Source organism: Pirellulimonas nuda, assembly GCF_007750855.1.
GTDB classification, from domain to species: Bacteria; Planctomycetota; Planctomycetia; order Pirellulales; family Lacipirellulaceae; genus Pirellulimonas; species Pirellulimonas nuda.
The window spans coordinates 2,148,439-2,160,365 of sequence record NZ_CP036291.1; the positions used below are offsets into that span (position 1 = coordinate 2,148,439).

At 67.2% G+C, this 11,927-nt stretch carries 8 protein-coding genes; 5 read left to right on the forward strand and 3 right to left on the reverse strand.

The genetic code is table 11. The features are described 5' to 3' along the window. Positions 1-9: 9 nt before the first annotated feature. From Pla175_RS08935 to Pla175_RS08945, 3 genes are all read right to left on the reverse strand, one after another. On the reverse strand, positions 10-219 hold the full coding sequence (locus Pla175_RS08935; RefSeq protein WP_145283333.1) for a DUF2997 domain-containing protein: 210 nt from the start codon (positions 217-219) through the stop codon (positions 10-12). Next, a complete protein-coding gene (locus Pla175_RS08940; RefSeq protein ID WP_145283336.1) occupies positions 216-584 on the reverse strand; it encodes a DUF1257 domain-containing protein in 369 nt (122 codons plus the stop codon). The genes Pla175_RS08935 and Pla175_RS08940 overlap by 4 nt, the downstream gene beginning before the upstream one ends. Before the next feature lie 637 nt (positions 585-1,221). Beyond that, positions 1,222-3,204 carry a recombinase family protein gene (locus Pla175_RS08945; protein WP_145283338.1) on the reverse strand — a complete coding sequence of 661 codons (1,983 nt, stop codon included), beginning with the start codon at positions 3,202-3,204 and terminating at the stop codon, positions 1,222-1,224. 630 nt (positions 3,205-3,834) lie between these two features. Between Pla175_RS08945 and Pla175_RS08950 the strand changes: the two genes are divergently transcribed. The 5 genes from Pla175_RS08950 to Pla175_RS08970 are packed head-to-tail and all read left to right on the forward strand — an operon-like array spanning position 3,835 to position 11,924. Then, positions 3,835-4,491, forward strand: coding sequence for a hypothetical protein (locus Pla175_RS08950; RefSeq protein ID WP_145283340.1), 657 nt, complete (start codon positions 3,835-3,837; stop codon positions 4,489-4,491). Continuing rightward, on the forward strand, positions 4,484-5,665 hold the full coding sequence (locus Pla175_RS08955) for an AAA family ATPase (protein WP_145283343.1): 1,182 nt from the start codon (positions 4,484-4,486) through the stop codon (positions 5,663-5,665). The genes Pla175_RS08950 and Pla175_RS08955 overlap by 8 nt, the downstream gene beginning before the upstream one ends. Next, entirely contained in the window at positions 5,638-6,387 is a 750-nt protein-coding gene (locus Pla175_RS08960) for a hypothetical protein (protein WP_145283345.1), read from the forward strand. Before Pla175_RS08955 ends, Pla175_RS08960 begins: the two co-directional genes overlap by 28 nt. Continuing rightward, positions 6,374-9,133 carry a hypothetical protein gene (locus Pla175_RS08965; RefSeq protein WP_145283347.1) on the forward strand — a complete coding sequence of 920 codons (2,760 nt, stop codon included), beginning with the start codon at positions 6,374-6,376 and terminating at the stop codon, positions 9,131-9,133. Before Pla175_RS08960 ends, Pla175_RS08965 begins: the two co-directional genes overlap by 14 nt. Further along, positions 9,120-11,924, forward strand: coding sequence for a hypothetical protein (locus tag Pla175_RS08970; protein WP_197527367.1), 2,805 nt, complete (start codon positions 9,120-9,122; stop codon positions 11,922-11,924). The genes Pla175_RS08965 and Pla175_RS08970 overlap by 14 nt, the downstream gene beginning before the upstream one ends. Positions 11,925-11,927 lie beyond the last annotated feature (3 nt).

Genomic DNA, 11,927 nt, shown 5'->3' on the forward strand with positions numbered 1-11,927 from the left:
CAGAAGTGGTTAGGACGGGTTCGTGTGGCCTCCAGCAGAAAGGTGGGACGGGACACTCACGGGTTGCTGGAAGAAGGCAGAGGTCAGCTGCTCCGACTGCCGGACGCCCAGCGCCGCCTCCAGCAGCCGGCTGGCGTCCTGGCAGGCGGCGCCGGCGTAGCCGCGGGTCTCGATGCGGGCCTCGCCCTGGGGCGAGACGATGATTTCGATCGACTTCATGCGGCGCCCTCCATTTGGACGACGAGGCGGATCGAGCCGTCGGAGAGCGGTTCTTCGTGCACCGCGTGCCCGCTCCGCCGGGCGACCAGCGTGGCCCGCTCGACGGCGTAGCCCTGCAGGAACCGGTCGAGCTGCCGCGGGTCGCCCCAGCGGCCGCCGTAGTGGTCGTAGCGGAGCGTGCCGGTGGGGAGCTCGCACACCACGGGGTAACGCCACGCGGGGAGCGTGACCGCCAGCCCGGTCGCTTGGTTGGTGAACAGCCGGTGGGTTCCTTCGGTGGGTTGTGGGAGCTGGAGCCGCCGGCAGGCGGCCGTGACCGACTCCCGGCAGCGGACCTCGGTCTGGATGGTGACGATGTGACTCACGTGGGGCTCCTGTGGTTGGAGAACGTGGAGAGCGAGCCAGGGGGCCGCGGACGCCGCCGTTGGCGGCTGGGGCGGCGTGGGGCTCGCGGGGGGCGCCAGAGGGGCGAAGAGAAAGATCTGGACAGGACAGAAGCCGTGCCGCAAAGGCAGGCGCCGTTGCTGCAGGCTAGATCATCCTCAAGTACTTATTGCGCAGTTCCAGCGATTATTTAGTGCGACAACGCTGGCGTCGTCTTACTGAGAGGGTCCAGTCGACGCGTCATCCGACCCATAGACGCTCCGACTGACTAACAGATGGATTCATGGTTCGAAGCTTGGTCTCACGGTATCGGCGTTGCTATCAGTGACAGACGCAAGCAAGTTAGTCGGTGTGCTTCTGCTGATTGTTAGCGTCCTGTTCATCGGTGGCCGTTCCAGCACTTCCTCGCAGCGTCCGCCGCACGCGTTGTGCGATGAGATTGAGCAACCGATCTAGCGCGCCGCCAGGGCGCCACCGAGTGTGTGATGACTGGCTGTTGTTCTTCTTGCTTGATCTGCGAATCACAGGCTTCTCCATACGAGGGGATAGGACGAAAAAAACCCGAGCCGCAACGAGCGACCCGGGTCGTGAAAAGAACCGTTCTTGATAGGCCGCCGTCTACGAGGGCGGGCTGGGGGCGCCTCCGGACAGCATGCGCGGAAACCCTTCCAGCGGTTCAAAGCGGTAACGCGGGTGGCGGTAGCGGCGGAGCTTGCTGTCATCCTCGGGGGGCGTCAGCACCTGCCGCCACGGCGAACCCAGGCCAAGCTCTTGCATCAGGCGGTGGAGCTTTAGCGCCCGCTGCACCGCGGGTTGAGAGGTTCCCAGCGCAGCGGCAGCTTCTCGCTGCTTCATCTTGGCGCCGTCGGCGCACAGCATCGCGACTGCTTGGTTCAGAACCGCCATCGGCTTGGGCGGGTCGAATAGGTCAACTTCCAGTTCAATCCGCAGAGCGTCCTGAGCCGACGGCATCTCGTCCAGGTTCTCAGCAAAGCAGCTGGCGTCGAGCCGCACGACGGCGCGAAAGTGGATCCTCCCGCCATCAACGCCCCGGACGGGATAGACCGTGATCTCGGGCGCCAGGTCGTGCATGACGCGTCCAAATTCCTGCGACTCAATCGCCAATCCCGCGACCGAGTTCATCGCCGCGGCCCGCACGCGTTCAATCGAAGGCGCTGGCGTACGCTCCGCGCCGAGGCGTTCCAGCCGCGACACTTCGGCCGTCATCTCACGGCACCGATCCTCAGCGGTGCGGAGGTGGTCCAGCAGCACTGCGCTGCATCCGGACGCCGCCACGGCCTCTGCCAGATTGTCGACGCGCCGCCTTGCCGAATCCGCCGCACGCTGGGCGGTGGCGAGTGCGGCGCCCCGTTCCGTGAACGCCTCGTCGGCCTGTGCTTCGACTCGGGCGAGCAGCTCCGTGTCGAACTCGGGAAGCCCCGAGACGGCCGCCATGATCGCCTCAGAGAGTTTCTCGCCCGCGACCTTCGCGTTCAGGCAGACCGAATTCCAGCACCGGTACTCGTCCGCTCCGCTGCACATCAGCGTGGGACGTTCTTTGGTGCCGAAGTGGCCGAGCGTGCGGCCGCACACCCCACACTTCAAGTGCTGGCCGGGCCACAGGGTCCGCTTACGCGGCACGTGGGCACGAGGGTCGCTGCTACCGGACCGCTTGCGGCTGTTCTTGGCGTTACGCTTCTTCAGCATCCGTCCGACTCGGTCGAAGCGATTGGGGTCAATCATCTGCAAGTGCGGGCACTCTCGGATGATCCAGCCCTCGGGCTCCTGGCGGACCGAGCGACGCCGGCCGGTGCTATTGACCCGCTTGGTGACTACGCGATTGCGGACGCGCTGCCCTTTGAGGAGCGGATCCCTGCTCGTGCGGGAGACCATCTCACCGGTCCAACGGGTTCCCCGGCAGTACTTGCCCACCGGAACGTTCTCAGCGTTGAGCCAGTCGGCCACTTCCGCGAACGACGCCCCCTCCTCGAGCATCGAGAACCACCGGTCGTAGATCGCCTCGGCGCCGTCCGCCTTGCGGAGCTCGATATCGTTCTTGGCGCCCAGCGGCTTCTCGTAGCCGAAGATCACAAACTGCACCACGCCCCCCTGGCGGAAGCGGTTGTTGTGCGTACGCCGGATGCGATTGGCGGTGTCGGCGTTGTACATCTCGTGCCGCATCGACGCGAAGAAGGCAGAGATCCGCCAGCCTTCTGCGCCCGTGTCCACGTGATCGTTCAGGGCGATCACCCGCGTGTCGTAGTCCTCGGCGATCTCGCAGAACTCGAACGCCTGCATCCGGCGGAAGATGCGGCCCAGGTCTTCGGAGATCACCAGGTCGTACTGCCGCGTTTCCAGCGCGTCTTCGGCGTCCCGCGACTCCTGGCGATCGAGCCGCTCCCCGCTTCCGCGTCCGGCGATCACCTTCATGTCGGCGGGGCCTTCCCAGTGACTTGCGACCCAGTTGCGGATGAGATTCTCTTGGTCGTCCAAGGAACGAACGTCCTGTTTGGCGGCATCCGTGCTGCTGATTCGGCAGATTGCCAACACGCGCAGCGTGTGGCCATCGCGGGCTTCGAGGGGAGGATTGAGCAGGATCATCGGGCTTCCTTTCTGGGGAAGCTCCGAAGCCCATTGATTGGCCCAGTGGGCCAATCAATGTGGAAAAGCGGAGAGCACGACGCTCAGCTGATCAATCCTGACAAAATGGCTCAGCCTTGAAAACAAGGCATTTGCCGCTGAATGTCGTGTCTGGCAAGTGTTTACAGGCGGGCCCACAGGCGAGTCCCCTGCCCTCCGCTCGCGTTTTGTAAGCGGTTCTGTTGCAAACACTTACGAGTTGCCGTCGGATTAGCGTCGGCGACTGGGCCGATCGTCTTCGGGTTTGCGTTCTCCTGAGCCGCTCCCGCCGTCTTCGTGTTCGGTGCGGGGGTTTTTGCCTGCCGGGGCGTTCTGTACCCCGTGGAGCCACACCGGGGCATTTTGTCATTCCCTCTCGGGGGCCACGTTTAGCCCGCGAAGTTGACGGGATCGCGGGGCTGCTGTGTTGTCGGACGGTTCCGACTGCTGGATCTCCCGGCGCTCGGCGCGCCGGCGATTTCTCTTGCCATTGCGACGCTGCGTGCGAAGACCGGATGGCATGGTTTGGGGCGCCGTGCGCGCGGCGGCAGACGCCGCCGGCGTCGCTGGTTAAACTGGCTGGCTCACCGACCCGCCGGGCAAACCTCAGCGATGCTCTCCCCTTTTGTCGACGACCTTCTCAACGGCCGGCCTGTACGGGTTGGGCCGCCCCAGGCGGCCAACAGGCTCGACCTCCAGGCTGCGGCGACACGGCTTGAGGCGTTTGAGCGGGAGTATCGGCTCGAGCTGCCCGGCGATCCGCCGGGGTTTGACCCCGCGGCGGCCCTTTGGGCGGCTGTGTCGCTTTACCTCGCTTCGTCGCTCGCCATCCATCGGGACAGCGAGCTCTCGGCGATCAATGGGGCGGCCCCCTCTCCCCTGCCCGACCGCATGCGGGCCGCGTCCCACTACTCGGTCGACCTGACGATGCGCTTTCTGCCTAGCCTGCTCAAGCTGGCCAAGCGTGCGTCGAGCGACGATCCTTTGCTGGGCCGGTTGATGCAGTGGGGCCGGGATTGGCCGTTGTCGTCGGTCGGGATCGCTGGGATCGGCGACGTCGACGCGTCGACGCTGCGAACCTCCCCGACGCTCCTGCGTCTTTACAGCGACCGGATCCTGGCTTCTGGAGACGCCAGCCGCCTGAACGACGCGACCGTGCGGCGGGCAGCGGCGGCGGCCATCGGCGACTACCCCGAGCTCTCGCCGGCCATCGCCGAAGCCCTCAGCGGAAACGAGCAACCCATAGCCACCACGGCCCGCGATGAATGAGCCGGCAAGCCACGAATCTCCCCAGCAGGCGACGCAGCGGCTGGGGCACGCGTTGCGGGGGGAGGTGCTCGAGCCGCTCAAGCAACGCTTTGTCGGCAAAGACGAGATCGTCGACCTGATGGGCCTCTGCCTGGCGGCCCGCGAGAACCTGTTCATGCTCGGCCCGCCGGGGACCGCCAAGAGCGCACTGGTTCAGTCGCTCGCCCGTCAGATCGACGGCAAGGTATTCGATTACCTGCTGACCCGCTTTACCGAGCCGAACGAGATCTTCGGCCCGTTCGATATCCGCAAGCTCCGTGATGGCGAGCTGGAGACCAACACCACCGGCATGCTGCCCGAAGCGGACTTTGTGTTTCTGGACGAGCTGCTGAACGCCAACAGCGCGATCCTCAACAGCCTGCTGTTGGTGCTTAACGAACGGGTCTTCCGCCGCGGCCGCGAGACTCGGGCATTGCCGACGCTGATGGTAGTCGGCGCCAGCAACCACCTGCCGGAGGACGAGGCGCTGGGGGCGTTGTTCGATCGGTTCTTGATCCGAGTTGCGTGCAATAACGTGCCCGACGCGAACCTGACCGAAGTGCTGGCCGCGGGTTGGCGGTTGGACGACCCCCACGAGGCCAGCGGCCAGCGGGCGGGGGTGAGCGCAGACCACTTGCGCGGCCTGCACCGCTTGATCCCGCGTGTGGGGTTCGACGCGCTGCGGGGCAAGTATGTTGAGCTGGTGCTGCGGCTGCGTGGGGCGGGGATCGGCATCTCCGACCGCCGCGCCGTCAAGCTGCAGCGGCTGGTGGCGGCCAGCGCGCTGCTGTGCGGCCGGCTCGAAGCGAACCTGACCGACCTGTGGGTGCTGCGATACATCTGGGATTCCGAAGACGAGCAAGAAGTGCTCGCTTCGCTGGTGGCCCAAGCGCTGGAAGACGCAGACGACCAGCAGCGAGCGGCCGCTCATCCGCGTTCGCTGGCGGCCGAGGCGCCCGACGCCGAGCAACTCAGCGACGACCTGGCGGTGATTGGTGCGTCGCTCGAACAAGCCGACGAAGGCCAGCGGAGCGTCCTTCGAGACCGGATGACGCTGCTGACGGCGCGTTGCCAGTGGGTCGCCGACGCCCAGCAGCGCGGCTTCCTTGAGAACAAGGTGAATGAGTTGTGGCGAACGATCGACTCCCAACCCTAAAGGCCGGCTGGCTCGCGTCGCTGCCCCCTGGCTCGCCGGCCAGGCTGGGCCGGCTGCGTCCGTTGGCCGGGATCGAGGTGTGCGGCCAGTCGGCGGACACATTGTGGCTGCGCGGCCCTGCCCTCGATCCCCTGCTGCGCATGGAGCTGCGGGCGATCCTCGGCTGCAAGTTGTATGGACTGCTGAGCGATGGCCAACTGCTGCCCGACGGCGCCAGGGTCCCACGAGGCTATGCGCCCACGCTCGGCTGGCGGCCGCTGCGGGAGTGGCTGACGGTTGTGTTGCCGACGCCCCGTTTCGCGGCGGCAGAGTTGCCGCGCGTCGAGTTGTCGCTTGTCCGCTGCTGGGAGGCTCGGCCCGCGGCGCTGGTGGTTGTGTCGAGGGGGGATTGGCTTGACTACGTGGTTGCGGCGCCGCAGGCCCGGCTGGCGCGGCTTGAGTTTGCTGCCGGCCAGCGAAGCGTGATCGTGCGGGGCGAACCGTTGCCGCCGATCCGTGGCGAGTTTTATCACGTGGATCATGGCGTCGCGGCGCCGGTTGGCTACGCGTGGCGGCCGGCGATCGACGCGGCAGTGCTGAAGGGGGCGTTCGAGCTCGAAGAAGGGGACGTCGCGGTCCTCTGGCGCGCTGGCGGCAGCAGCGTGGTCCGCGGCGACCGTTTTGTCGGGGCATCGCGTTCCGCGGTCCGATTGATGGAGGCGGCAGCCGATGGCGGCCCTTGATCGGATCATCGGCGAATACTTCGCAGAGCCCGAGCACAGCTTCTGGCAGTGGCGGGACAACGGCCGGACGATTGCTTGGCGCGACGGCAAAACGATCGCCTTTGCCGAAGAGCTGAGCGCGGCGCTGGAGCGCCTGGCGCCGAGCGGGTTGCCTAAGTTCGGATCGCTGCTGCTGCTATTCGCCGCGACGCGCGATGCCTGGGGCGTCGATGGGAGCGAAGCGGGTCAATTGATCGGGATGCTTCGACTCTACTGTGCGGACAAGGGCAAAGACATCGAAGTGTTCGCCCACCGGCAGCTCAACCACGTGCTTGCCGGACTGCACCACTTGCGGAGGCTTGAGCCGGCGCTGCGGACTCCGCTCGAAGCCAAGCTCGCTCTTGCCGAGCTCGTTTTCGAGGATAGTCGGAGCGAGTGCCCGAAGGAGTACGCCCCGAGAATCGCCGACGCGCTTCGTCCGGGGCTGATGGGGCTCATTGAATCGGCGACGTGGGGGAAGCCCTGCGGCGCCGGGCCGCAGTGGCTGCTGGTTGTGCTGGACCAACTCGAGGCGGGCCTGGAGCGGGTCCACCCCGACGCGGTCCGGCTGCGGATGAAGACCGGCCTGCTGGCCCTGCCGGGCCCCATCCCCGGCGAGCTGGCGCCCGAGACCCTTACTCCAAGCCGGACTCCGCGCGAGTTCATCGAGCAGCTCTTGGACTCCCCGGAGCACGGCGGCATCGCACGGGCCGCCAAGCAGTTGATCGCCGGCACGACCCTCCCGCGCCGGCTCTCCTCGCCCCAGCAGCAAGAGACGGGGGGGTTCTCCGACATCGCCAACCGAGGCACGCCCGATCGGTTGCTGCTGAGCGAGTTGGCCCAAGACGGGCTGACCCTGGCGGTGCGCGTGGCGATGAACGAAGCGATGTACTTGCACCGGGAGGTCCCCCCCGACACGCCGCGCGTGCAGCGGGCGATCTTGGTGGACTCGGGCGTTCGGGCTTGGGGGACGCCGCGCGTGATGATCGCGGCGGCGGCGCTGGCGCTGCTGGCGACCGCCGCGCGGGGGGCGACCCACTCCGTATGGCGGGGCCGGGGCGCAGGGTTGCAGGAGGTTGATCTCACAACCGAGACGGGCCTGACCGATCATCTCGCGGTCGTGGAGGCCGATCCCCACCTTGCCGAGGCGCTGCCGGCTTTCTTGCAGCGGATCCAAGAAGCGGGCGCCGCGACCGAGGCGATCGTGCTGATCCCCGAGGAAGCGCTCGCCGACCCCGTTTTCGAACGGGCATTGCGAGACGTGAAGCTCGAGCGGCTGTACGTAGCGACGGTGAACCGGGACGGAGAGTACCGGCTAACCGAGCGCTGGCCGCGGGGGGAGAAGTTGATCCGCCGCGCGAAGATCGACCTCGACGCGCTCTGGGCAAGCGTTGGCCCGAAGCCGCTGGGGATCGACGATGCTGAGCTGCCGGCCGTGCTGCGCACAAAGAAGCTTCCTTTCCGTTTGCCGGCGCCGGTCGACCCCCAGCGGTCTTGGTCGGTCGATCGCTGGGGCGCGCTCTCGATCAGCGGGGACGGCCGACTGCTGCGTTGGACCGAACCAACCAAGGGCGCCGACGAGCTCGCCGACAACCTGGGCAAGGGGAAGCTGTGGTGGGGGGCTGCCGAGTGCGTGCAGGGGAAGACGAGCTTTATCTACGGGCTCCAGGAGCGGCCGCGGTTCTATCGGCTCGATATTGCTCAAAGGACGCTGCGAGCCTCGGGGCTTCAGTGCGCCAAGATGCAGGGGGTCGCCTATCACAACGGGATGCTTTTCTGCGTTGGCCGAGGGGTATTGGGGCTGCTGCACCCCGAGACGGGCGAACTAGTGCGAGAGGTCGCGGTCCCAAGAGGGCTGCGGTGGAAGTCGGGCCGGTTCTTCATCGACGGCCCGAAGCAGTGGCACGCGCTCTCGAGCAACGGCGAGAACGCAACCTTGGATCCGCTGCCGCATTCGGGCTCGTCTGAGGACCCATGGGTCCACATTTGGGACGGTGTCGGTATGGAGGGGCCGGTCGCCTTAACTAGGCAGGGCGCCATTTCAGTCATCGCCCAGCCGGGCAAAACGATCCTGCGCTTCCCTGAGAAGATCGACCAGTGCCACGTCAACTGGGTCTCGCCGGACGGCCTGTGCGCGAGTGTTACGGCCATCGGCAGGCGGGGGGAGACGGTCGCGCTGCAGTACCGGCTCGGCCCCGACGCGCAGGTGGATAGGCACTACGGCGACGCGCTGGACGGACGCGTGGCGGCGCTTGTAAGGCAGACGCCGATCCGCAAGCGGTTCGCAGCGATCGGGCTGTCGGAGTCGGGTCGGCTGGCATTGCGGACCGCCAAGGGGGTGCTGGCGGTCGACTACCAAGGGACGATGGCCGTCCTTTGTCCGCTGCCGGGTAGAGCGATCCTCAACCGCGAGCGTCCCTTCGAGACGTCCGCCAACGGCCGTCGCGGGTCGCTTCAGTTCGCCACGGCCGTCTGGGGCGACAGTTGCCGCGCCGAGCTCGACCGGCGGGGCCTGCTGCACCTGATCCACCACGATCCCAGCGTCCCCGAGGTCTCGTTGGTGCTGGCCGAGGGCGAGCTTACTGGCGCCTGCAGCAATGGCCAGAAGTTTGGCCGTGAGTACTTCCTGCGCGACGACGAAGGCTATCTGCAGAGAGCGGCACAGCGGCGCGAACTGTGCGAGGAAACAGTGGGCCGGTTTGTGGAGGCGATCCGTGCCGCAGATTGAGCTTGCTATCCGTCCCCGCGCAGCGGGGCGCTTGGACACGGCCGCCTGGTTTATCCCCGGGGCGTCGCCACAGCAGTGGATCGAAGAGATCGCTTCCTGGCGGACGGATCAGCGCTCGCTCCGAATTATAGCGATCCGGGAGCAGGACAGTCTGCTTCTCGCGGGCGCTCTGGCGATCCCCAGCGACTCCGACTGCCGCCCGAGCGGCCGCTGCGTTGCTTATGGCCGGCTCGGCGAGAATCTCTATCTGCCGACCGACGCCGAACTGCGGCCGGCCGTCCCGCTGGCCGATGTGGCCGGGCTATTCGCGGAAGACTACCTCTATGTATGGACGCCGGGACGCGGGCTCACCGCGGCCGGGCCGCTCGAGGTCTTCTCGTTGGGCGCCCTGGTCCGGCCGCCGGCGCCTACCGGCGATGCCTGGGAGTCGGCCGTTCCCGGGGTCGGGTTCCCGTCGATGATTGTCGCGATCTTGCCGCACCAGACCCCGACGGCGGACGGATTGCTCGACGACGCACGCGACGGCATTGGCGACCACGGCGACGACTTGGCCAGGCTCCCCAAGTCCCCGGACGAGTCGCTGTTGGGCGCCTCCGGCGCGGCGATCGGCGCAGCGCTCTCCGCGGCCGCCAAGGCCCTGCGGGGGATGACGGGCCTAGTTCGCCCGGCGGGCAGCGAACGCCACTCCGGTGACCAGACGCCCGCACGATCCGGCGCGGGCTCGAGGGGTACGGGGGGAGCGCTGGACCGCTGGCTCACTCAGCTCCGGAAATCGCTCCAAGCGGCCCGCAACAAGGAGGTCGCCCGCCTGCTGGGGTTATTGGAGAACGACCCCGACCAGGGCTTAAAGTACGCCCTACCCATCGACGGCAGCGGTGGTGCGCACCGTGGGCGGTCGCTGCCAGGCGCCCGCCTAGGCATGCACAACACCGACTTCAGCCTCGGGCGCATGCGTGGCGGCGGCGCCGCGGACGTCTGGGACCTCCCCTTCGACTACCAGCAACAACTCATCGCCAAGTACCGAGAACTCGCCGCCCGCGAGGCAAGGCTCGGCCGGTACCGGCGGGCCGCCTACATCTATGCCGAGCTGCTGGGGGACTACAACGCAGCGGCGTCTACCCTCGAACAAGGACGCTGCTTCCGCGAGGCGGCCGTTTTGTACCGCGACCGCTTGAAGAACGACCAGGCCGCCGCCGAGTGCCTAGAGCGAGGCGAGCTGTGGGCCGAGGCGATCGATGCGTACCGGGCGCTCGAGCAACACGAGAAGGTTGGCGACTTGTTCAGGCACATCCAGCAGAACGACGCGGCGAGCGATGCCTACCACGCCGCGGCCGACGCCCACCTGTTGCTGGACCAGCGGTTGGAGGCTGCGCGGATCTACGACGAGAAGCTCCGCGAGCCCGACCGGGCGATCGCAACGCTCGACGGCGGCTGGCCCGCCGGCCTCCAGGCCAAGACGTGCGTGCAGGCAGCGCTGGCCCTCCGTGGCCGCCTCGGCCGACACGATTCGGCCCGCGAGCGCATCACTGAGTTGGCGCGGTGCGCCCGGCAGCTAGCTCGCCACGCCGAGGTCGCTGGGCTCCTGGCCGACGTGTTCGAGCGGTACGCCGATCGGGGCGTCCGCGGCTATGCGGCAGAAGTTTCAAGCCAGATCATCGCGAACCGCCTGCGTTTGGCGCCCCTCGCGGAGGTCGACTCGCTGCTGGCGACGCTCGCTCGACTCGTCCCGGGCGACCCGCTGCTGCCGCGCGACGGCCGGCAGTACGTGCAGAATCGCAAGCAGTACCGACCGGCCCCCCTAGCGCGTCAGGCCATCGTCACACCGACAACGGCCGGGCGCATCGAACGCGTCCATCAGTTCGAACTAGGGTTGGGGGACGTCTGGAAGGCAGCAGCAGTGATCGGCGACTCAATCTTTGTCGCCGGTATCGACCACGGCTTGGTCTTCGCACGATGCGACGGACGGGGCAACGTCGAGCGGCGTACCGACGCATGGTTGGAACGCCCGCTCCCCATGGACACCGAGCTTGTCATGCTTGGGGAAAAATCGCCCATCCATTTGCTGCCGATCGGCGCAGGGCCGCTGCCCATGAAGGAAGTCTTTGCCGGTTGCGACGCGGCGCCCTCCGACTGTGTGTGGGCAGGGACGCCCAAGGGGCACGGCGTGGTGTGGGGCGCCGCGGTCGGCTCTCTGGGACAGATATGGTCGATCGAGGGACGCAATGAACCAGACGCGGTGCTGGTCTGTGTGAATGGGGAGGGAGCGGTGGTGGCGACGCGCTCGCTGCGCCTGCCCAGCGGCGTTGATTGGCAAGATGTTTCGATCCCGGTTCCGATCCACGCGACCAGCCTCCGGGTCTTCGTCGGAGTCGGCAATTCGCTAATCTACTTGCAAGGGGACGAAGCTAGAACGCTCGAGCGGTTCGAGCGCCGCATCGTCGGCCTCGCGGGGGGTGGCCCCTACGCGTCGCCGAACATCGCCGTTTCGCTCGATGCGGGCGCCGCGGTCGTGCGGCCTGGTTTTGGCGGTTCCGTGGTTCTTTGCGCCGAGTCGCTGCGCTCCCCGAAGCTCCTGATAAGCCAAGGAGGCTTCTTGGTAGCGGCCGACGACCAACGGATCGAGGCCTACCAGCTCAACAACCGCGCCAAGGGCGCCGGCCGGGTCGCACTCCGCGGCGCAACCGTGCACGACGCCGGCCGGCCGATCGCGGTGCTGCCGGGCCGCCAGACCGATGAGTTTGTCGTTGTGACCGGGGCGGGGTCGGTTTCGGTGTATCGACTGCTGATCTGAGAC